This window comes from Hymenobacter sp. NBH84 (genome assembly GCF_014217645.1).
Taxonomy (GTDB): Bacteria; Bacteroidota; Bacteroidia; order Cytophagales; family Hymenobacteraceae; genus Hymenobacter; species Hymenobacter profundi.
The window spans coordinates 901,825-923,531 of sequence record NZ_CP043644.1 but is presented as its reverse complement, the minus strand read 5'-3'; the positions used below and the strand labels follow the sequence as shown (position 1 = coordinate 923,531).

At 54.4% G+C, this 21,707-nt stretch carries 16 protein-coding genes and 1 pseudogene; 1 reads left to right on the top strand and 16 read right to left on the bottom strand.

All coding sequences use genetic code 11. From position 1 onward, the window contains the following. Positions 1-44: 44 nt before the first annotated feature. Both F1C16_RS03875 and F1C16_RS03870 read right to left on the bottom strand, forming a co-directional pair. The gene (locus tag F1C16_RS03875; RefSeq protein WP_185283051.1) at positions 45-1,034 is read right to left on the bottom strand and encodes a xanthine dehydrogenase family protein subunit M; all 990 of its coding nucleotides are present in this window, start codon (positions 1,032-1,034) and stop codon (positions 45-47) included. Next, complete coding sequence (locus F1C16_RS03870; RefSeq protein WP_219733397.1) at positions 1,027-1,683, bottom strand: (2Fe-2S)-binding protein; 657 nt, start codon at positions 1,681-1,683, stop codon at positions 1,027-1,029. Before F1C16_RS03870 ends, F1C16_RS03875 begins: the two co-directional genes overlap by 8 nt. 338 nt (positions 1,684-2,021) lie before the next feature. Between F1C16_RS03870 and F1C16_RS03865 the strand changes: the two genes are divergently transcribed. Then, positions 2,022-2,687 carry a hypothetical protein gene (locus F1C16_RS03865; protein WP_185283050.1) on the top strand — a complete coding sequence of 222 codons (666 nt, stop codon included), beginning with the start codon at positions 2,022-2,024 and terminating at the stop codon, positions 2,685-2,687. Positions 2,688-2,881: 194 nt separating this feature from the next. On the opposite strand, the pseudogene F1C16_RS03860 reads toward F1C16_RS03865, so the two are convergent. The 14 genes and pseudogenes from F1C16_RS03860 to F1C16_RS03795 form a co-directional block, all read right to left on the bottom strand. Beyond that, a pseudogene (locus tag F1C16_RS03860) lies at positions 2,882-5,548 on the bottom strand (glucosidase). 93 nt (positions 5,549-5,641) lie between these two features. Next, positions 5,642-6,463, bottom strand: coding sequence for an SDR family oxidoreductase (locus F1C16_RS03855; protein ID WP_258049020.1), 822 nt, complete (start codon positions 6,461-6,463; stop codon positions 5,642-5,644). Between the two features lie 183 nt (positions 6,464-6,646). Continuing rightward, positions 6,647-8,173, bottom strand: coding sequence for a T9SS type A sorting domain-containing protein (locus F1C16_RS03850; protein ID WP_185283049.1), 1,527 nt, complete (start codon positions 8,171-8,173; stop codon positions 6,647-6,649). Continuing rightward, a complete protein-coding gene (locus tag F1C16_RS03845) occupies positions 8,125-9,672 on the bottom strand; it encodes a lamin tail domain-containing protein (RefSeq protein ID WP_185283048.1) in 1,548 nt (515 codons plus the stop codon). The genes F1C16_RS03850 and F1C16_RS03845 overlap by 49 nt, the downstream gene beginning before the upstream one ends. Positions 9,673-9,834: 162 nt before the next feature. Further along, positions 9,835-12,765: a T9SS type A sorting domain-containing protein gene (locus tag F1C16_RS03840; protein WP_185283047.1), complete on the bottom strand. Its 2,931-nt coding sequence runs from the start codon at positions 12,763-12,765 to the stop codon at positions 9,835-9,837. After that, a complete protein-coding gene (locus F1C16_RS03835) occupies positions 12,671-13,624 on the bottom strand; it encodes a hypothetical protein (protein ID WP_185283046.1) in 954 nt (317 codons plus the stop codon). The genes F1C16_RS03840 and F1C16_RS03835 overlap by 95 nt, the downstream gene beginning before the upstream one ends. 361 nt (positions 13,625-13,985) lie before the next feature. Next, complete coding sequence (murI, locus tag F1C16_RS03830) at positions 13,986-14,810, bottom strand: glutamate racemase (RefSeq protein WP_185283045.1); 825 nt, start codon at positions 14,808-14,810, stop codon at positions 13,986-13,988. A gap of 68 nt (positions 14,811-14,878) precedes the next feature. Beyond that, the gene (locus tag F1C16_RS03825) at positions 14,879-16,318 is read right to left on the bottom strand and encodes a carboxypeptidase-like regulatory domain-containing protein (protein ID WP_185283044.1); all 1,440 of its coding nucleotides are present in this window, start codon (positions 16,316-16,318) and stop codon (positions 14,879-14,881) included. Between the two features lie 177 nt (positions 16,319-16,495). Then, positions 16,496-16,867: a curli-like amyloid fiber formation chaperone CsgH gene (gene csgH / locus F1C16_RS03820; protein WP_185283043.1), complete on the bottom strand. Its 372-nt coding sequence runs from the start codon at positions 16,865-16,867 to the stop codon at positions 16,496-16,498. A 164-nt stretch (positions 16,868-17,031) separates the two neighbouring features. After that, positions 17,032-17,619: a hypothetical protein gene (locus F1C16_RS03815; protein ID WP_185283042.1), complete on the bottom strand. Its 588-nt coding sequence runs from the start codon at positions 17,617-17,619 to the stop codon at positions 17,032-17,034. A 125-nt stretch (positions 17,620-17,744) separates the two neighbouring features. Continuing rightward, on the bottom strand, positions 17,745-18,557 hold the full coding sequence (locus F1C16_RS03810; protein WP_185283041.1) for a hypothetical protein: 813 nt from the start codon (positions 18,555-18,557) through the stop codon (positions 17,745-17,747). A 250-nt stretch (positions 18,558-18,807) separates the two neighbouring features. Further along, the gene (locus tag F1C16_RS03805; RefSeq protein WP_185283040.1) at positions 18,808-20,214 is read right to left on the bottom strand and encodes a CsgG/HfaB family protein; all 1,407 of its coding nucleotides are present in this window, start codon (positions 20,212-20,214) and stop codon (positions 18,808-18,810) included. A 55-nt stretch (positions 20,215-20,269) separates the two neighbouring features. Continuing rightward, on the bottom strand, positions 20,270-20,698 hold the full coding sequence (locus tag F1C16_RS03800; protein WP_258049019.1) for a curli production assembly/transport component CsgF: 429 nt from the start codon (positions 20,696-20,698) through the stop codon (positions 20,270-20,272). A 59-nt stretch (positions 20,699-20,757) separates the two neighbouring features. Then, positions 20,758-21,273, bottom strand: a complete 516-nt coding sequence (locus F1C16_RS03795) for a CsgE family curli-type amyloid fiber assembly protein (protein ID WP_185283039.1) — start codon at positions 21,271-21,273, stop codon at positions 20,758-20,760. Positions 21,274-21,707 lie beyond the last annotated feature (434 nt).

Sequence of the window (21,707 nt, the reverse complement as noted above, 5' to 3'; positions counted from 1 at the left end):
TACCGGCCTTGTTCTACCGGTTTACGGGCGCGTGCAATGCGCCCCTACCCCTTGGCGGCTACCTCGGTCAAGGCACGCACCAGCGTATTTTGCACCATCTCTATTTTGAAGGCATTGTGCTCGTAGGGTTGCGCACCGCGCACCGCAGCGGCGGCCGCAGCCCGGAAAGTAGCCTCGTTAGCAGGCTTGCCCACTAGCATCTGTTCCGCCTCTTTCGAGCGCCAGGGCTGGGCCCCTACCCCACCCAGCGCCACCCGCGCCGAGCGAATAGTACCACCCTGCACATCAAGCCCCACGGCGGCCGACGTCAGCGCGTAGGCGTAGCTGGCCCGGTCGCGCACCTTCATATACAGCGACTTGCGGGCGTGCTCGGCCTTGGGCACCGTCACGGCCACAATCAGCTCGTCGGCTTCCAAAGTATTTTCAATGTGGGGCGTTTTGCCGGGTAGGCGGTAAAACTCGGTGATGGGCACGCGGCGCTGTTTGCCTTTGGCGTTTTCCAACGTCAGGACAGCATCCAGGGCAATAAGGGCCACAGACAAGTCGCCGGGGTAGCTGGTGGCAATGCAGGCATCGGAAGTACCCAGGATGGCTAGGTTACGGTTGTCGCCTTCCTTGGCGGGGCAGCCGGTACCGGGCTCGCGCTTGTTGCAGGGGAAAGCAGTATCACGGAAGTAGGGGCACCGGGTGCGCTGCAAAATGTTGCCGCCAATGCTGGCCATGTTGCGCAGCTGCGCCGACGCCGCCAGTAGCAACGACTGCGAAATGGCTGGGTACTGGTCTACTACTAGTTTGTGCTCGCCCACGTCGCTCATGCGCTCTAGGGCGCCAATGCGTAGGCCGTCGTTGCTTTGTTCGATGCCCTTGAAAGGCAGCATATTCACGTCAATCAGCTGATTGTGGTTTTCCACGTTCAGCTTCATCAGGTCGATCAGGGTGGTGCCCCCGGCAATAAACGCCGATGATTTATCGTCGCGTTTGGCCCCGGTGGCTTCTTTGGCCTTGGAGGCCTGGAGGTAGGAGAAGTTATTCATAATCAATTACGCCTTCATGCTTTTTTTCAGCCTCCAGAATGGCAGCTGTGATGTTGGGGTAGGCGCTGCAACGGCACAGGTTGCCGCTCATCCATTCCCGCACTTCGGCCTCGGAGCCAGCATGGCCCTCCTTCACGCAAGCAACGCCCGACATAATCTGACCCGGTGTGCAATACCCGCACTGGAACCCGTCGTGCTTCAGGAAAGCCTCCTGCATGGGGTGCAGCGTGTCGCCCTGCGCCAATCCTTCAATGGTGGTGATTTCCTTGCCTTGGTTCATCACAGCCAGGCTAAGGCAGCTCACGATGCGGCGGCCGTCTACGTGCACGGTGCAGGCACCACATTGGCCATGGTCGCAACCTTTCTTGCTACCGGTCAAGCCCATATACTCGCGCAGGGCATCGAGCAAGCTAACGCGAGGCTCCAGTTGCAGCGTGCGGACGGTGCCGTTCACTTTCAACTGTACCGGCGACACGCCCGCTACTTTTTTGGAAAGCGCTGTGAGGCGTTCGGCCTGGCTAATGAAGGGCGGCGCCATCACCAGACCCAGGATGCCCCCAGCCTGCTTCATGAAATTCCGCCGCGAGCCATCGTTGGGCGTAACTCCGAGGTTATTGCCGCTCTGGTCGGCCGGAGAATCGTTATACATCAGAAAGAAGAGTTTAATGAGAAATTAGGTGGAGGGGGCTACGCTCAGAAGGTAGCGTTGGCACATCCTACAACTGTTGCCGAAATGCGTTTGTTTGGTAATCGCTTACTTAGAATCTATCTTAATTAGCAGATTCACAATATTTTATATTTGAAAAGCAAGCAGCCTCTGGTCTACGGCTATGCCGAAAAGTTGGTTGCAAGCAATTAGATATCTGTTGCCTTATTGGTGGTTGGCAACTGGTATCTTTGTCGGCCGGATCTGCTTGTGCCTGAGCAGTCGGCGGGGCGTAGCGCCCTACCGCTTTATCCCTCAGTTGCTTGCCCGTTCTTTTGTCTATGCCTGCTTCTTTTCTGCGCTTCTCTGGTTTGGCTGCTTTGCTGCTGGCCGCCGCTTGTACCAGCAACAAAAACCTGGAGCAGGACAGCCCCCAGGTCAGCGCCGAGGTGGTAGCCCCTACCCCGCCAGCCGCCCGACCCAAGGCACCCCGCCTAGCGCAGCTGGATACCATGCATTTCTCGCCTCAGTTCATCCGTAGCTTTCAGGAAGCCAACAAGGCCGAAACCACCTTCGACGTGCACGGCGGCTGGCTCCTGCTCAGCCCCACCGACTCCGTGGCGTTTCCAGTGGCCGAGCTGCCCGCAAACGCGCCCGTGGTATACGCCGCCACCGATAAGGGCCGTACGTATCGGCTCACGCTCACGCGCCGCAATTATTCCACGGTGCACTACGTGGCCGAAGCACGCCAGGGCAATAAGCTACTAAGCCGGCAAATCGGCTTGGCTGACCTGAATCCGAGCTTCTTTGCAGACATCGAAATCCCAAAGGATAGTGAAACGGGCCTACCCTATAGCGGCTACGAGTTTCAGGCCACCGCGCCTCAGCAACAGGGGTTTGCTGTCCTTATTGGCCGCAGTCAGGATGCCGACAAAGCGCAGGTATACGGTGGAACTCAACCGCAGCAAAGCGCGTGGCACAACCTGCCTACCCTGCGGCGGCAGTAGGGTGTTGGTTGTGGGATGTGAGTTATTAGCGAAAAAGGCGTCTGTCATCCTGAGCTTGCGAAGGACCTTATCACGCATGAACGACCATCGTAACAACGACTCGTTCCGCAGGCATAAGGTCCTTCGCAAGCTCAGGATGACAGACGCTTTTGCATTTGTATCTGACAACTGATAATTAATAACCCACAACTCTCTTACAACTCTTCAGCTGGGTGTTTGTCTTTGCGGCGGGGTTGTAAAAGCTTGGCAATCAATCCAGTCCAGCCGGTTTGGTGGCTGGCGCCGAGGCCGCTGCCTGTATCGCCGTTGAAGTACTCGTGAAACAGGAGATAATCCTTGAAATGCGGGTCTGTTTGTAGTTGCTTGTTGTCGCCTAGGGCCGGGCGCTTGCCTTCTGCGTTGCGCAGAAACAGGTTGCTCAGGCGCTCCGTCAGGGCGTCGGCCACGGCTAGCAGCGATACATACTGGTTGGAACCCGCAGGGTATTCTACCACGAAGTCGTCGCCATAGTAGTGATGAAACCGCTGCAACGATTCGATAATCAAGAAGTTGACTGGAAACCAGATAGGTCCGCGCCAGTTGGAGTTGCCCCCAAAAAGGTCCGACTGCGACTCGCCCGGCTCGTAGCCTACGGTGAAGCTCTTGCCATCGGCTTTGTACACATACGGGTGCTCCAAGTGGTAGCGCGAGAGGGCGCGCACGCCATACTCCGAAAGGAACTCCGCCGTATCTAACATGCGGGCCAGCAGGCGCTTCACGCGGTGACCGCGCAGCAAGGATAGCAGGCGGGTAGCGCCCTCCCCCGGCTGCTGCCAGTGCGACACCAGCTTGGCCAGATCGGGGCGGTGAGTCAGAAACCAGTCCATGCGCTCCTTGAAACGGGGCAGCTCCTGCAACATATCATCATTGAGTACCTCCACGGCAAACAGCGGAATCAGCCCTACCATGGAGCGCACCTTCAGCATCTGGCGGCCCCGGTCGGGCGAGTTCAGCACGTCGTAGTAGAACTCGTCCTCTTCGTCCCAGAGCGAATAACCACCCCCTACTTTGGTCATGGCCTCGGCGATGTAGAGGAAGTGCTCGAAGAACTTGCTGGCCATGTCTTGGTACACGGGATTGGTGCGGGCCAACTCCAGGGCAATGCGCATCATATCCAGGGCAAACATGGCCATCCAGCTGGTGCCATCGGCCTGCTCGATGAACACGCCCTTGGGCAGATCGGCGCTCCGGTCGAACACGCCAATGTTATCGAGCCCCAGAAAGCCACCCTCGAACACGTTGCGATTTTCGGCATCCTTGCGGTTCACCCACCACGTAAAGTTTAGCAGCAAGCGATGAAATACCGACTCTAGGAATTTTGTATCGCCTTTGCCACCTCGGTTTTTCTGATCGATTTTGTACACCCGCCACGTGGCCCAGGCATGCACGGGCGGGTTCACGTCCTCAAACTTCCATTCGTAGGCGGGCAGCTGGCCGTTGGGCTGCATGTACCAGTCGCGGGTGAGCAGGCGCAGTTGCTGCTTGGCAAACTCCGCATCCAGTACCGCCAACGGCAAGCAGTGAAACGCCAGATCCCAGGAGGCATACCACGGGTACTCCCAAGTGTCTGGCATCGAGATGATGTCGGCATTATTGAGAGTCGTCCAATTGTGGTTGCGACCCTCCTTGCGCTGGGGCGGCGGTGGGGGTAGGGCCGGGTCGCCCTCCAGCCACTGGCGCACATTATAATAGTAGAACTGTTTGCTCCAGAGCATGCCCGCATACGCCTGCCGCTGAATGTTGCGGGCGTCGTCGTTGCGCATATCGCGCTGCACTACCTCGTAATACGCATCAGCTTCTTCGCTGCGCTGCTGTACCAAGTCATCGAACTCAGCAAAAGGTTCGTCTATGTTAGGCGCGGCCAAGCGCAGGCGCACCACGCGTTCCTCGCCAGCCGGAATGGTTAGGGAGTAGCGCACGGCCGCCTTGGTGCCACAGAGCGCCGGATTTACGGCCTGTTCGTGCCCATATACCACATAATCGTTGATGCCGTCCTTGAAATACTGCGTATTGGAGGGGGCGTTGTAGAGGCGCTGGGGTATTGGTTTCGTTGTCGCAGAACAGCAGTTCGGGCTCACCATCGTAGTAGAGGCGCCGCTCACCCAGTTCCCGATGGTTGATGGTGATGCTGCTACCTTCCTCAGCTGCCTGCAACTGCGGGCGGTAGTCGTCGTACCCCCACGCCCAAGTATTCCGAAACCATAACTGGGTAGCACCTGCACGGTGGCTTCCTCGGGGCCACGGTTGCATACTTTTAGCTGAACCAGAATATCTTCCGGGCCGGCTTTAGCATACTCAATGAAGACATCGAAATATCGGTTTTCCTTGAAAATGGCCGTATCCAGCAACTCAAACTCCGTTTTGTGCCGCCCCCGGCGCGCATTTTCTTGCACCAGCCACTCATACGGAAACGCACGTTGCGGATACTTGTAGAGCATCTGCATATAGGAGTGCGACGGCGTGTTGTCAAGGTAGTAATACAACTCCTTCACGTCCTCGCCGTGGTTACCCTCGGGGCCGCTCAACCCAAACAACCGCTCTTTCAGAATAGGGTCTTGACCGTTCCAGAGCGCCACTGATAGGCATAACAGTTGGTCATCGTCGCAGATGCCGCCAATGCCATCTTCGCCCCAGCGGTAGGCCTTGCTGCGGGCCATGTCGTGGGTGATGTAGTTCCAGGCGTTGCCATCGGGGCTATAGTCCTCGCGCACCGTGCCCCACTGCCGCTCCGAAAGGTAGGGGCCAAACCGCCGCCAGGGTGTTTCGGGATTGTCGATTTGGGCCAACCGGTGGTGTTCGGGGCTCTGTTCTTTTGTGGTCATACTACTTCAATTGCCGATTTCGCAAGTATGTACTGCTCCATCACATTCCAAACAATGGCCAGTGATGGAGCAGTAGCAGGTCAGCAATGATGGTTAGCCATTATCGGCAAAGCCGGGGTAGAGAGTCATACCGCCATCGGCAAAAAGGGTAGTGCCCGTCACGTAGTCCGACTCGTCGGAGGCCAGCCAGGCGGCTACCTCCCCAATGTCGTCGGGCTGACCAATGCGGCCATATGGAATCAGTTCCAGCAGTTTGTTGAGTGCTTTCTTCGTGCCCCAGGCTTCTTCGTTGATGGGCGTCTGAATCGCGCCCGGCCCAATGCTGTTCACTCGGACTTTGTGTGGCGCCAATTCTTGCGCCATGCTTTTCATCATCAGCATGATGCCGCCCTTCGACGTAGCGTAGTTGACGTGCCCGGCCCACGGAATCACCTCGTGCACAGAGCTCATGCAGATGATTTTGCCAGCTGCCTTCGAAATTTTTGGTTGCACGCCGCGCTTCACAAATTCGCGGGCAGCTTCGCGGGCACACAGAAACTGACCCGTCAGGTTTACGTTGAGGACGGCATTCCACTCGTCCAGGGTCATATCCAGAAAGCTGGCATCTTTCTGAATACCAGAATTGTTGACCAGGATATGCAGCGTGCCGTAGCGCTTCTTGATATCCTCGAACATCGCCAACACCTCGGGCTCTTTGCTCACATCGGCGCGCACAGCGTAGGCCTCGCCGCCTATTTTTTCGATGGCCGCCACGGTTTTATCGGCGCCTTCTTCGTCGCTGTGGTAGTTCACGACCACCTTTGCGCCGTCGGCGGCCAGGGCCAGGCATACCCCTACCCCAATGCCCGAACTGCCGCCCGTTACCAGTGCCACCTGATTGCGCAACCGTGGTTGTGCCTTCATTTCTATAGCCATATGCAAAGTCAAAAAAAGAGAAAACGGAATAATCCGTAGACTGCTAAATGACCCCGCAGGTTACAGGAATGTGGTAAAACAGCTCAATAGTTGCCACTGAGAACGGGCCGTTTGATTCGCGGCCTTAGCGGCTACGGTAGAGCTATGCGCTTTCTAATTTGTCGTTTGCAACTCTACACTTTTTTATTTGACAATCAGCAACCTCTGTCTAACCGCTGCTTGTCCGGCAATCTGAATTTCAAGTATATACAGCCCCGCCGGAAGTGCCGCCAGCGAGTGTGTAGTCGTACCAGCAGCAGCGTATCCCATATACACCACTTGCCCGGCCCCATTTATAATCTGAAAGGTGGCAGCAGCAGCCAGATGCAGCGTCAGGTGCTCTCCTATCGGGTTCGGGAAATAGACAGCCGGCTTTTCTGATGACAGCGCCGCGATGGAGCGCGTGGGCGTATTGGTGGCGTGTTCGTCTGTATCTATCTGCCGCAGCCGGTAGGTAGCCGCTTCGTCACCAAGGGTAGTGTCAAGGTAGCGATAAGCCTGCGCCTGTGTGGTGGTACCATGGCCAAGTAGGCTGCCTAGCAGCGTGAACGTTTTATCATCGGTACTGCGCCACACTTCAAACCGCGCACTGTTCAGCTCCGTGGCCGTAGTCCAGCGCAACAGCGCCCCAGTAGCGCAACGTTGTGCTGTAAACGATGTTAGCTCAACTGGTAATGGGTTTTCAGAAACAACAGAACTGGTGCTAGCCAGTGCAAACCAACTGAACGAGGTGAACTCACCTGACGTAACGGTGCCGCTACTAGCGGTACCCGAGTAGGCACTTCGGCCGATATTACTCCAGGCGTTGTTGTTGTTCTTGGCAATGACCAGAGAACCAGCTTCGGGAGCATTCACAAAATCATCAGCGCCATAGCTTACCGTCACGGTACCGGCAAAATCGCCGGCAGCCGGGGCGGGCGTGGGCGTGATTTCGAAATAGCGCACCCGACTCACTCGCGTCAGGCCACCGCTCAAGCTGCCTATACCGCCTTCTTCTACCTGCGTGGCTGTGAAGGTGGTAGGCGAGGCCAACTTTGTGATGGTAAGCACAATCGGCCGATACATATTGCCCCGAACTCCTACCCTACCCAGTGGGAACCGTAAGCTACCGGCGCCATTGGCCACACACGCCACCGGCCCATTAATGAAGCTATCCGCTGATCCTCCGCTCGTTGTGGCTCCCGCAGCCAGCGTCAACGTATTAACGGTGCTGGTAATGAGCGGCCCCGCCGTGAGTTGCAGCGTGCCGTTTACCATCACAGGCGTTGCCAGCAGCACCCCACTGGGATTGTTTATTTGCAGCGTTACGCCGGCACTCAGGTAGCTATCGGTTCCCACGGCGCCAAGGGTAGCCCCGCTGATGGTTTGGGGTAGCACGCCATTCAGTACCAATTGGCCCTTAGCCGGCGCGCTCGTATTGGTAGGTGCAAAGCGTAGCGCACCTTGTACATTTAGGTTACCGGCTATTTTCAACTCTCCCGTTACGTTGGGCGCAAATACCACTCCTGGCTCAATTACCAAGTCGCCGCGGATGGTTAGGGCAGTGCTGCTGCCTGTATAGCTGGTGATATTGGTGGCGGCAGGATTGGCGCGCAGCACCAGCGTAGGATAGCTGCGCTTACCTATGGAGAGAGTAGTGGAAAACGTGGTGTTGGAAAGACGAAATTCCAACGGCCAGCCTCGGTTCCGGTAACAGGCGCTATGTTTTCTACTACCGTTGCGTGCCCGCGGTTGGTGTAGTGCTGATAGGTACCGCCATTGTAGATATATACGGTAGGATTGCTGCCTTCTACTGTTAGCCCCGCGCCGGAGCTATTGCTGTTGCCGGTACTGTTCGTGACAGTGCCTTTGTTGTAAATGGCTAGGGCTACCTCGTTTGCGGTGCTACGCGCTAATCTCAGGGCACTGCCATTGGTATTGAGCACAGGTATCTCGAAGCTAATAGCTTCCCCACCTCCCGGATTGACCACCAGCGACTGAATGGAAACGGCAGGCTCTACCGTGGCAACGGTGGTGGTGGTAGATTGTAGCAGTACTTTGTAGCCAGCCGTTACAAACGTGTGGTCCAGCACCACATCGGTGGCGGTAGTAGGCACCGCGTCGTTGCTCCAGTTGGCCGCATCAAACCAGTAGTTGGTGCCCGCGCCACCGTCCCAGCGCACGGTCTGGGTGTTTGTAACCGGCGCATTAGCCATTCCCGAAACAGCTACTCCTGCCGAGGTACTACCACTGGTATTGGTAATGGTGCCCGCAATAGTACCAGCCGTGGTGCTACGCAGTACCACGTATACCGTAGCGGTCAGACTACCCCCCACCGGAGCGCCGGTAGTGACGAATGTGGTATAGGGTCCGCCCGAAGCCAGGGCCACAGCATACCCTGTCGGCGCGGTGACAGTAATGGCGGCACCCAGGCCACTCCCCGTAAGGGTATAGCTCTGTTCATCCGAATCAACGCCGGTTGTGGTTACAAAATTGGCAAGGGAAGAAGGTGAAGCCGTGAGCGTAGTACCGCAATTGTTGGCTGGTGAGCTGCTATTGCGTGGGCCGGGCGGGCCTGCTGTAAAATCGTTCTGATTGTTGTCGGTGTCGGTGCAGCCGTTGCTGCTTCTGCCAACACTTAGCACAGCACTCGACGCTGGCGTAGGCTGATTACCTTCAGAATCGTTCGTTCCGTTTCCGTAGCCCACAAAATCCACCACGTTGCTTCCCGTAGAACCCGTTACAACCGTGGCATTGTTTGCCAAGGCTACCTTGCCAGCAGCCATGGCCATACTGATTGCTCCTGTTGCATCCGGCGCGGGCAAATTGGCGCCAACACTTCCACCGCTAGCCAGTTGGATTAGATAGTAACGACCAGGGGCAATGGTACCCGTAAGGCTAAAGCTTGCCGAAAAATTGCTGGTCGAAGCCGCATACTGCAGCGTCCAGCCACTCAAGTCAACGGTGGTGTTGCCACGGTTGAACAGCTCCACAAAATCGTTCTTGTAAGTAGCCCCACCATTACCGCCGCCGCCATACACTTGACTTATTACGATGGAGGAACTGACAGCCGGTCGGGCGCTGTGCGTTTGCTGCGCCCAACTGTGCAAGGGCGCTGCTGCGAGCAGCCCTACCAGCACAAATACTATTTTCTGGTACAGGCATCTTTGCTGCACCACACGGATATTCATACTGCAAAAGGATTAATTACCAAACACAAACAATAGATACCAAGCTATTTATATACATACAAAAGATGATCCAACAGTATTCAGCAAGACGCTCATTATCGTAAAACACAAAAGCACCCCAAACCTAGGCTTGGGGCGCTTTTAGTAAGTGTACTAGTTAAGTTACTCCTTCACTATTTTCCGGGTTACTTTTCCTGAGGCTGTCTCTACAGTTACCAGATATGTGCCGGTACGCAGAACGCTCAACGACACAGTATTAGAAGCATCCAGCGTGCGAGTCAGCAACGTCCGCCCCGTTAGATCAGTTACTGTTACACGAGCCCCTACCAGCGACTCGCTGGTGCTGATGTTGAGCACGTCACGGGCAGGGTTGGGGTAGAAGGTTACTTCGCGGGCAGCTTCTATGTTAGTGATAGCAGCTACCGGCGAGTAAGCAAACGTACCATCTTCGTCTACCTGCTTCAAGCGGTAGTAAGAAGTGCCTGAGAGCGGCTGCGCATCAAGTGCTGTGTATACTGTTGCGCCGCCTTTAGAGCCTTGGCCTTTCACAAACTGTAATACGGTGAACTGTTCACCATCCTGGCTGCGCTGCACCTCAAAGCCTTTATTGTTTTTCTCGCTGGCCGTAGCCCAGTCCAGCTTCACACCGCCGGCCGTAAGCTTAGCAGCAAACGACTTCAGTTCTACAGGTAGCGGGTTACCTGGCGAAATAGCATCCACTGGTACTATCTGGGTAGGTAGTGTTGGCGTGCGGTAGTTTTCAGCACCTGGTACCGATAGTCGCTGACCTAAATTGTTAACCGATACATAGTTATAATCGAATACGTAGAAGTAATATTGCTGATTAGGGTCTAGTCCTTTTACCACTGCCTGGTCGCCAGTACCTGTATAAACAGCGTAATAACCAGGTGCTACAGTATCACCCTGACCGAAGGTGCCATCTGTAGCCAAATAGCTTTGACCATCCTGGGGCTGTGAGTTGCCGCTTAGAGAGTTGGAGAGACTAGCAATGATAAGGCGTCCTTCACCCGAGCCATTCACGGCTCCTCCTTGCGTTGGGGAGAAAAACACAGTGGCAGTTGAGCCGTTGCGGGTTACACTAATGGTTGTTTGTACGGTAGGCTCGTTATCGAGCGCTCTACCACTGAGGCCACCATTCACCAAGAAATCCTGGAAGGTTTTGACCTTAAAGTCCTCACTACGGAATTGCAGCTTCGAGGTGGCATCCCCAATGTGCGTAGGCTTATACCGTACGTACACTACCTGATCAACGCTATAGGTATTTGTGTTTGGAGTGAACGTTACTGTCTGGCCAAAATCAGCATCATTCTGAGTCAGCGAAATCTGAAACTGATCCTGTAGTGGGTTGTTGAACTGACTAGGTTGAGTCAGCACCTCTGCTATGGTAATCGCCTGACGAACCCGCACAGCACGTACCGTAACAGCCACCAGATTCGATACTGTCCCAACAACTACGTTGTTGATCTGCGGCGTTTGCACCACAATTTCAACCGAAGGAGCACTGAAGCCTTTTACTTGCACGGCCGCGCCCACAGCGGGGTCGCTGGTGTTGGAAATGCTGGCCGGATCGGGTTGATCACTTGCAACAGAAGGCAGATAACGAACATAAATAGATACCGGATTCTGGAATCCGTCACCAGTAGCATTGTTCCGCACCACCGTGATTGTATTGCCAGTGATATCCTTTCCATTGGCATCCTTTAAACTGGCAAAGTCTGCTTCTTGTAACGCTACCTGGAAGTTGTTGGGAGCCTTCACTGTAATATCCCGAATTAGGCCCTGGCCATTCAGCTTGTAAGACTGCGTTGCAGAAGCTACCCCAGGCACCGTTGAGAAATCGGTCAGCGTATTGTCGGCCGATATGGTAGCCGCAACACCATTGCTGTTTGCTACCACATTCACTACCTTATTAGGCGCACCGCTATTAGGGCTGCTGACCGTAATTGTACCAGCATAGCTACCTGCGGTAAGCGTGCCACCCAATCGTACTTCAATTATACGCTCGCTTACATTACCATCCACAGGCTGGAATACTAATGGCTTAGATTCAAAATCGCCAATCCCTGCTGCCCGAATCTCAATATTAGGGTTTGAGGAAGCAGAACTAGCGGGCGTCAGCACCAGCGGGTTGGTTCCCAGTAGCGTACCACCCACCTTGAACGTCAGCACCTGCGCCGAGCCGTTTGAGGAGACCGAACCGAAATCCAGCGTTGCTGGGTCGGGGTTGATAAAGACATCGGCTACCGTAGGAGCCGGTAAGCCGTTGCCATTCACTTGCAAAATGGAATTAACCGTTGTACCCGAAGCAGCAGCAATGACGGCAGCCCGGTTGCCAGCGGTGGAAGGCGAGAACTGCACCTGTAGTTCGGTGCTGCTCAGAGTACCAGCGGTACCGGTCAGAGTCACTTGCGACCCAAAGGCTCCTGTTGTGCCACGCCGGATCAGAAACTCGTTTGAAGGCGAGTTAACAATAATTGTGTTGTTATCGAGATTTTGCCCGCTCACGAAGAAAGAAACCGCATCGGATGAGCGTCCAACCTGGGTATCGGAGAACGTGATATTGGCAGGCGAAACCGTCACAACGGGAGCTGGGGCAACGCCAGTACCTGATAGAGCAACAAACTGCGTAGTTGCGCCGGTGCCGACAAAAGACATATTGCCACTAAATACGCCGGCCGTTACGGGTGCAAAGCGCACTTCTACCACAGCATTCACAGCACCATTAGCCTGTGTGAGCGTCAGCGTGTTGCCAGCGGAGAGGAAAGCAGCATCGCCCTGCTTGCGAAACTCATAACCTGTTGGTACCTGCACGGAAATATCGCTCATCAGGCTGCTACCCTGCACGACAACGCTCTGAATATTTGATTTTGTATTCGTTTCCACGTTGCCAAAGGACAACGTAGCGGGCGAAACAGCAATAGTTGGCGCAACCGCCGTTCCACTCACTGCAACTGTTTTCTGCGTGACGCCTGTAGTATTAAACGTAATCTGCCCGCTGTATGTGCCTGCAGCCGTTGGATTGAATACCACTTCTACTACTGAATTGATAGCCCCGTTGGTTGGCGTCAGCATAAGGGTAGCACCCTCTGCCAGGTAAGCAGCGTCGCCTTGTTTTGCGAATCCGGTAACCGGATGGTGCGACAACGTTGATAGCAGACGTTAAGCCACTACCCGAAACGCTAATTGTTTGGGAGGCTGATTGCGCATTAATGGCAGTGTTAGTAAAACCTAATGACGGCGGATTAACAGTGAAGTTGGGCGCAACAGTAGCGGATAGAGCTACATCATCAATGGCAATGTAGTCGCCAGTAGGACCAGTACTATTATTTTTTCCTTTACGCGTAAAGCGTATGGCTATAGCATCTGCTGTGTTTCCATTAAAAGGATTGATAATACTGATAGCACTCCACCCATCAGTCTGCAGAGCGTTATCAATGGCAGCAGACGGGATAGAAGTATAAATAGGGTTTCTAGCTGCTGGGTTTAGAGAATATTCTGCTATAAAATCCCCTGGAACGGATGCAATACCCGGCGTTGCATACAAGTTAAACCTCAGTACTATGTTCGTTAACTGAGAAGTGTTAATTCTAAAAATAGAGAAAGTACGATTATCCGCTGGCAATTCTTCAGCGCTACCCCCAGTGACAGGATCTATATTACCGAAATAGATGAATGAACCCTGTGAACCTGGAGATGGTGGTATATAAGGATCTGATTTGATTAGAGTAGCATTACCAGCAAAGGTGAATCTGCCACTGTTGTCAAAATTGTTATCCGTGTTTGCCTGCACAACAGTTTTAGGTCCTGCCGTACCAAACGTCTCTGTGAACGTCTGCGCCCAACTATTGACTGCTGAACTCAACAGTAAGAGTAACACTGCAACCCAAGGTCGAGCATATCTTCCCCAAGGTAAACTGTACAATTTTTTCATAGTGAATGGAAAAAGGAGGTTCTTTAAGAATATGCTTTTTTCTGGAGCATGAGATTTGTGCTTCTACGCAGTAAGTCTATTCTATATCATAAACATTTAATGAAAATTTATGATTTATCAAATAAACCCCAAAAGAACAGGCTTTGCTATTCTTTCCTTTTAAGAAGCCATAATTCATGCCAAGCCCCGTAATGAGACAATGAATACGTATTATTCCAATCTGTGCAATATTGATTTATAATACTTTGCGTTATGACTATTCCCAAGCTAAGTACAATTATTAGCCAGCGTACTTGCTTTCGCAACGCAAAATAAGGGATATAACTTTCCCAATTAGACAGCCTCAGACATCAGAAACTATCTATTCCCAAAGCGGATATAATTCCAAGTCTACCTCCTGCCCAAAGAAAATGCGGGTGCTCTCCTCAAAACTGCGCGTGAAGTCGGATACGTAAAAATGGTGATGCGGGCGAGTGGAGGCCGAAGCCAATAGCTGATGCTTTGTTAGCATCTCTTTCAGTGCCAGTGCTACCACATCAGAGGGGTCGAGCACGTCGATACGATCCTGATAAAAATGCGTTATCTGCTCCCGAATCAGCGGATAGTGGGTGCAGGCTAACACTAGGGCCTCAATGGCTTCAAGCGACGAGTCGGATAAATAGTTCTGGATAACGCTTTCACTGATCGCGTTATCGAAAAAGCCCTCCTCTACCATAGGGGCCAGCAGTGGGGTGGCCAGCGCGTGTAGTTCAATTCCGACGGCCAAGTCGTCAATCTTTTTACGGTAGACGTTGGAGCCTACTGTTTGCTTGGTACCAATCAGGCCGATGGTACGTCCGGCGTAGTGCTGCCCTACATACGCCACAATAGGATCTATAACATTCAGCACTAAGGCTTTACTACCCACGTATTCGCGCACTAGCTCATAGGCCGCCGCTGAGGCTGAGTTACAAGCAATGAGAATGGCCTTGCACTGCTGCCGAAGCAGCACGTCGCAGATCTTGACAGAATACGCTTGAATGGCCGCGGTCGACTTGTCGCCGTAGGGCAAATGCGCCGTATCTCCAAAATAGACCAGTCGCTCGTGGGGTAGGGCGCGGTTTACGGCCCGGGCTACCGTGAGGCCGCCAATACCACTGTCGAAAATGCCGATGGGGCGTGATGCAAACTCAGGAGAAGGCGCCATAACAGGCACGAAGGTAAGGTCTTTCTCCCGGTCAGCCTTATTGTTGGTTGCTGGTTTTGCAAAGCAAATTATTTCCAATCAGGGTAGGTAGCATTCTCAAATAAGCGCATCCGGTTGGCACCATTCAAGTCAACGATCCAGACTTCGGGCACTGAGCGGGCCACGTTGTTTACCTGCACGAAAATCACCTTGCTCCCATCTGGCGCGTAGTGCGGCAACACATCATTGAAACCCAATGGCTTACTATTAGCGGCACTCGCTCCAGAACCTGTCCCAGCCGAAATATCAACCAGGTTGCTACCATCCAATAGCTGAGAGAAGATGTGTGCGTTGAGTTGCCGACCGGTTCCATCGTCGTACCCATCTACGTCGCGGGTGTAAAGCAGGCGGCGCCCGTCGACGCTGAATGACGGTGAATCGAGGCGGCCCGGCAAATTCCCTATTGCCAGGGTCAGGCCTGTGCCATCGGGCTTGAGGTAGTACAACTCAGAATCATAGACACTGACGCCCACTGTTTGCACCACAATCCGATTGCCTTGGCTTGTCCAGTCGCATTCACGGAAGTGCCGCTCGGCGGGGGCTGTGGCTATCAGTGTTAGGCCTGTACCGTCGCGGTTGATGCGGTAAAGCTTGTTGTAGCTACTATACAATAGCTGCGACCCGTCGGGCGACCAGCAATAGCCCGTACCAAAATTGAAGTAGCCTTCCACGGGCAGCTGCGTAATCTGCCGTTGATCCGACCCGTCGCGGTTCATCGTATATAGCTGATACTGCCCGGTGGCGTTGGAAGCATACGCTATCCGGTCGCGGTTGGGACTCAGCCGCGGCGCGGTTTCTACAGAAGCGGAGGTGGTCAGGCGCAGTAGCATGCTGCCCGTAGTGTTGGAAGAATAAATATCTGTGTTTCCGTTTACCTCGCGGGCGAATAGGTAGCGATTATCGGGTAGGGCACCCGTAGTAAAGCTCCACAGATTGGAGCGTGTAGCGGCTCCACTCCCATTCCGGATCGTTACTTGCCAGAAGTAGGTGGTGTTGTACTGCAAGCCGGTGGCGCGCACGGTAGTATCGCGAGAGTTGGTGAGCAGCTGGCGCCGAACAGTGGAGTTGCTTTCGTATAGCAGCACATCGTAGCGCAGAGAGTCGCTGAGGAGTGCAGGGCGCACCGGGTGCCACTCCAGCGTCACATCGGGGCCAGGCACGTTGGCCTGGTCGGCGGGCGCGGGCCGGGTAGGCGCGGCGGGCGCGGTGGCCGTCTGGCTTTTGGTGAGAATAATGGCTACTTGGGCCGTCTGGTTTTCCTCTACTGTAATGGTAGTAGTAGCAGGTTGATATTCCGTTTTGGAAGCTGTAATGGCGAGGCGCCCGGTAGGCACTCGCTCTAGCAAAAAACTCCCCTGCGCATCGGTTACTACGGCCGAGGTAGCAGGTGTAGTGCTAATGGCAACGTTGGCAAGGGGCTGGTTGGTGCGGGCATCGCGTAGCACACCCGACACGTTCCCGTAATACACAGGCTCTACCGGAGTGTCTTCGCAAGCGCTTAGCGTCAGCCAGCAGAAACAACAGAACAGCCAATGGTACCAGGTTGCGCGTACATAATGAAGCATCACAGCAATATGATAAAGAGTGGGTGGTAGGGAACGGGTAGGGCGAACGACATGCGGCTATGCAGCACCGAGATAAGCAGGCTAGTGAGTGGGCGTAGACTGCCACACTGAGTCGCGGGCTAACAGAACACCGGCGTGGGTGAAAATGCGCAACCGTCCAGCATAGGCACCACCCGCATCTACTGTGATATGCGAAAGCCGCACCGTCTGACCAGGCAGCAACTCAAACTCGCCGCTTTGTCGACTCGTTGCCTGTCCACCCTGGCTTTTTTTTGCCACCACCAACTCGTAGCGGTAGCTGGCTGGCTGGGTGCTCTGGCTACGGCAATACCCGGTGATGCGTAATTGAACCGCATCACGCTCCAGCGCAATTTTCGCCTCGCAAGGTTTTTCCCTATCCTGAAAGGCCAATAAACAGCCAGGAAGCAGCACGTGTAGTATATGTTTTATCATACGCTAACCAAGTAGGTGGTCTGCTTTTCAGCAGCATGGGGTGGAAAGCATTATTAATCGAGACTAGGGTAGGCTAATCGTACAGCATGGCTTTAGCACCGCTGCCCGCAATGGGAAAGACCAACCTGATGGGCTGGTCTTTCCTACTGTACTGGGGCTGCCTATTACTGCCCTACTTTGCCCTGCTCAATGCTCAGACGAATGCCGTTGCCGCGCATTTCGATACTGTAGCCCTGCGGCACCGCTGGGCCCGCATCGCGCGTGTTCAGCAAATTGTTGTTGCCTTCTTGCAACACGCTGTATTCCATATTGGAGGTTTGGGCTTGACGGTTCAACAGGTTGCCATTGCCTTTCTGCACGAGGGTAGTCAGGTTCTGGTCGCCGAGTACCTCGCTCACGGCCATATTGTCTTGGCCTTGCTGGGTGATGCGGGTGGTATTGCCCGTGCCCGTTTGCACAATGTAGGCTTTGTTCAGGCTCCCTACCTGCTCAATGAAGGCCCGATTGGTCTGGTTGCCTGCATTTTGCTGGGTAGTGAGGGCCAAGTTGCTATTGCCCTGCTGCACAATTTCCGACAGGTTTTGCAGGTTCACGAGCAACGGTACGGGCAGGTTTTTCCAGTTGGCCCCCAGGTCTTCCACCAGCCGCTGCTCAGGGGTAGCGGCTTCGCTGCGGCCAAGCTGCTGGCCCAGTACGGGGTAAGCGCCCCAGCTTAGCAAGCCACTCAGTACCAAAAGCAGTGCGTATTTCATGGTTTTTCAGAGAAAGGGTACTCTTGCTTTGCCATTGCTAAAGCCGTAGCTGGGTGCTGCTCCCCGGCGAGAGACTTACGCACCCAGCTGGCTAGGCAGGCGGCCAGAGTACCACCCGCCACTGCTTAGCGACGGTCTTGCGAAACAATAGCGGCGTTGGAGTTGCCGCCTTGCTGAATGGAGCTGCGCTGATATTGGTCACCGCTCATAATGACGCCGCTTGCCAGCGTTTTGCCCTGAAGCGTAACGGCCGTATTAAGATCACCTGTCTGCTGCTGCACGGCGGTGCTGTAGTTGGTATGCTGAAAAACATCCCCACTGTTGCTGTTGCCTTGCTGGTCTTGCGAGGAAAGGTTGTTGTTGCCGTACTGGTTGAGGTTGGCAATGTTGTCGTTACCCACGCCAGTTCCTGTGCCTTGCTGACGCTGCTGTGCCCAGTTGTTATTGCCGTTTTCAGTGCTGCCGGGAGTATACGAACCATCTACCTGGTCTACGTTGATGCCAGCTTTGTTGCGGCTGCCGTTCTGTAGTTGAATCGTTGTGTTTTGGCTACCCCATACAATGGTCTGTGCTTGGTTGCTAGTACCGGTTTGCACCTGAAGCCCGTAGTTGCGGTTGCCTTCGCGTTGGTAAAGTTGGGCGTTATTCTTGGTGCCACTTTGGTCTACCACAGCCACGTTATTATCACCACGGTCTTTAGCAGGCGCGCCCGATGCCTGGCCCTGAATTACCACCGAGCAGTTATCAATAGATGCCAACGATGGAGCGCTGTAATTAGGATTGGGGTTGCTTTGATTCACAGGCCGAGCGTTCAAGCTAATCGTTTCGCAGCCGATGCAATCATTCACGTTACGGAACTCAGCGCGGGTACCAGTCTGTGCATGGGCGGCTCCAGCCAATAGCACAGCACCTGCAAGCAAAAGTTGAATCTTTTTCATGTTGGAGGTATAAGTATGATTATGTTGTGTTTTAGCAACAGATACCCTCTGCCGCTATCAGAAAATTTTTCTTGCTCTTTCCGGAAGAACAAGTCAAATATAGGGGTGTGAAACAAAACCGCAAACGATTTTGTATTGAAATAATATTTTTTTATGTAAAAATAATTATACTATTAGCGGTTATTAGTACTAATCCTTTTCCTACTCTCAAAACAGTACTATTCCACTGTTTTCACCATATTTTTTTCTTCTAATTACCAGCCGTTTTCGGACGCCTTTTTGCGTTGCCTATTATATAGGTCAACCCCACTTGTAGGGAGGTGGTGTTATCGTTGTACTGGCCCACGCTTGCGCCGTCTAGGTTGTCGCGCAGAAATAGCCGCCCGTCGGCGCTGCCGGTAGCGCACCACTTGCCGCTTAGCTGATACTCCAGGCCCACGCCCAGGGTAGCGTGGGGCACTATCCCGCGCGGGCCGGTCTCGTTGCCGCGGCCGTGCTGCGTAGCCCCTCCGGCCAGCGTTAGGTAGGGCGAGAGCCGGTCGGTGGGTAGCAGGCGCATCTGCACGCCCGCCTCGGCGTAATAGATTGTCTGGTCGAAGAAGCGCTCTGTGGCCAAGCGCCCGCCTCCAACCGACACAAAGGGTAGCCAGCGGCCACCTTCCAGCTGGTACAGCAGTTTGCCCTGCATTACGGGCGTAACACGCGGATTGGCAAAGTCGCCGGCGTAGCGTTGGGCGCCTGCCGTGAGGGTGGCGTGAACGGCCGGATGGCGCTCCAGCACCTGCCGGCCCAGCACGTCGTAGTGCAGGCCATACTCCCGCTCGCGTACATAGGCCAGCATTTTGCTACCCGTGCGCTCCGTCGAGTCCTGCACCGCCCACAGGTTTAGCTGAATACCTTCGAATACCAAGGCTTGCACAGCCTTCTCAATGGCATCCTTCACGGCCATCTCGCTGGGCTCGTTGTAGGTGAAGCCGGTTTCGGTTTCCAGCAGCCGCTTAAACTTCACGAAGCGAAACAGGCTGGCGTCTACCTGCTGCGACAAAATGGTTTTGGACGTGTATACGGTCTTCAAAATCTGGCCGGTGCTGGTGCTGATGGCCCGCAGGTACACCGTCACGCGGTCTTGCCGGTATTGCCCGGAGGCACCCGCCCCAAAGTAGCGCAGGCCGGCCCCGCCGGTCAGCATATTGGCATCGTACGATATGATGCCGCCCTCCAGGATTACGCCCGCAAACAGCAGCGGAGGAAGCACCGGCTGCTTCACACCAGTTTGCTCGGCAAACTCGGCGCGCGTGGAGCGAATGATTTTGCGCTCGTTAAGCAGGTTGCCCAGGTTTTCGCGCTCAATCGGGTCAAACCACCCCGATTCTTCCAAGGCTTTCAGCAAAATGGTGGTAGCCCCCTGCGTGATGGCCGTGGAGAAGCTAGACCCATTGAGTTGGGGCTTGTATTGGCCGGTTTGGTCTCGAAACTTATACACAGCCACTACCGTGCGGGCTTTAGGGGCGGGCAGGTTTCGCATCTCGCGGTTGGCGTTTACCTCGGCACCCAACCGGGCGCGCTCCGTGCCGAAAGGCTGGTGAAAATAGGGCGTGCAGCCAGCCAACAGCAGGCCGCATACTACAGGTAGGTAGCGGAGTAAGCGTAGATTCATACGGGTGGGATGGGGCGGGTAAACGAACTGATAGCAGCGGGTAGGCAGCCCGCGCCTACGGGATATTAGGGATAGTGACGGTGGTTTGGTTGCCGGTGGCCGGGTCAGAAATCTGGATAACCACCCCCGCGCTTCCCGGCGTCACCTGAATCTGGTAGCCGCCTACTTGGTAAGTGCCCGCCTTCACGGTGCTACCCTGCCCAAACTGCGAGGTAATAAACCGGTCTGTTAGCTGACTCAAAATCTGCCGGTTCAGGCCCGCCGCAAAGTCGGCCAGCGGGTCGGTGGCAGTTTGTGCGCGGCTGCTGTTGGGGTCTTTGTTGGTATCCTGGGCCGTGGCGGCGCTCAGCATCCAGGAATAGTTGAAGGAGTTGCCGCCCCCAAAATTGGGGTTCTTCGGCTCATATATGAAATCTTGCGCCTGCGCAAAACCCGGCAGCAGGTACACACTCAGCAGCACCAAACAGAAGCGAAGCATTTTCATGGGAGAAGGGTAGATAAGAGGGTGGAGAGATAAGTGGCTGTAGTAGGGTAGGACGGCGGCTAGTATACTTCCAGGGTGCGCCGCTCGCCCCGCTCCAGCTGGCGGCTGATTTCCTGACTGGTTTGCAGGTATTCTATTGCCAGAGCAATGGCCTGATTGGCAGCTTCCTCTACCAACTCCTGCCGCGGTTGCAACGGAAATTCAAGCAAGTCTTCGTTGTTGACGCTCACGGCTACCAAGGCCGAGTTGCCGCGGGCCGGTCGCTCGCTGATCGTCACCAGAAAGTCTTGCACACCCACGGGCGCCTCGAAGCCGGCGTAGAAGGCATCGTAGAAATCGTGGCCAATCTTCGTCACCGTCTGGTCCATTACCAGGCCGCTCGCTTCGGGGCCACCAATAGGCGCCTGAGTGGACTGGAGCGAATCGGCGCGGAGCAGTAGGCGCAGGGCCTCTTCCACTTTCTTGGGAGAGAGTTGCCGACTTTCTTGTTTGCCCGGCAGCTTGGAATCTGCTTTGGAGGGCTGGTTTACACGCACCGGTGCCCGGCGCTCAGCTTGCCCATAGGTAGTGGGCATACCCAGCAGCCCTACCCAGCATAACAAGCCGCCACATACCCGAACTATAGCAGAAATCCCCGCGATGTTCATACAATTGTCTTATTCTTATGCGATATGACTTACTTTAAATAAAACTCAATTCCTGTACATACAGAGATAAAAGCCAATAAATAACTCAAAAATGGCTTTATCGGACGGTTCACATAAATGTAACTGTCTGATAAAATAATACAACTCCCGCAACCTTTATTTGCATTATAATTATTAATTAATCAATATTTTATCGAATAAATCATATAATATACACCGTGCTTTGCTTGGGATTTACATCAGGCGCACTAAACGCATACTTATCAGCCTTTCATCCGCCAGGACTGGATAATTGCGCTGCTGTTTTTCCTCAACCATGTGAAATGCAGAGAGACAGGAAGCTTTAGGATGGTCCTTATCTT

Coding starts and splice junctions, on each gene's coding strand:
- F1C16_RS03875 (WP_185283051.1), bottom strand. CDS start 1,034: ATGAATAACTTCTCCTACCTCCAGGCCTCCAAGGCCAAAGAAGCCACC.
- F1C16_RS03870 (WP_219733397.1), bottom strand. CDS start 1,683: ATGTATAACGATTCTCCGGCCGACCAGAGCGGCAATAACCTCGGAGTT.
- F1C16_RS03865 (WP_185283050.1), top strand. CDS start 2,022: ATGCCTGCTTCTTTTCTGCGCTTCTCTGGTTTGGCTGCTTTGCTGCTG.
- F1C16_RS03855 (WP_258049020.1), bottom strand. CDS start 6,463: ATGGCTATAGAAATGAAGGCACAACCACGGTTGCGCAATCAGGTGGCA.
- F1C16_RS03845 (WP_185283048.1), bottom strand. CDS start 9,672: ATGAATATCCGTGTGGTGCAGCAAAGATGCCTGTACCAGAAAATAGTA.
- F1C16_RS03840 (WP_185283047.1), bottom strand. CDS start 12,765: ATGCTGACGCCAACCAACGGGGCTATCAATTCAGTAGTAGAAGTGGTA.
- F1C16_RS03835 (WP_185283046.1), bottom strand. CDS start 13,624: ATGAAAAAATTGTACAGTTTACCTTGGGGAAGATATGCTCGACCTTGG.
- murI (WP_185283045.1), bottom strand. CDS start 14,810: ATGGCGCCTTCTCCTGAGTTTGCATCACGCCCCATCGGCATTTTCGAC.
- csgH (WP_185283043.1), bottom strand. CDS start 16,867: ATGATAAAACATATACTACACGTGCTGCTTCCTGGCTGTTTATTGGCC.
- F1C16_RS03815 (WP_185283042.1), bottom strand. CDS start 17,619: ATGAAATACGCACTGCTTTTGGTACTGAGTGGCTTGCTAAGCTGGGGC.
- F1C16_RS03810 (WP_185283041.1), bottom strand. CDS start 18,557: ATGAAAAAGATTCAACTTTTGCTTGCAGGTGCTGTGCTATTGGCTGGA.
- F1C16_RS03805 (WP_185283040.1), bottom strand. CDS start 20,214: ATGAATCTACGCTTACTCCGCTACCTACCTGTAGTATGCGGCCTGCTG.
- F1C16_RS03800 (WP_258049019.1), bottom strand. CDS start 20,698: ATGAAAATGCTTCGCTTCTGTTTGGTGCTGCTGAGTGTGTACCTGCTG.
- F1C16_RS03795 (WP_185283039.1), bottom strand. CDS start 21,273: ATGCCCACTACCTATGGGCAAGCTGAGCGCCGGGCACCGGTGCGTGTA.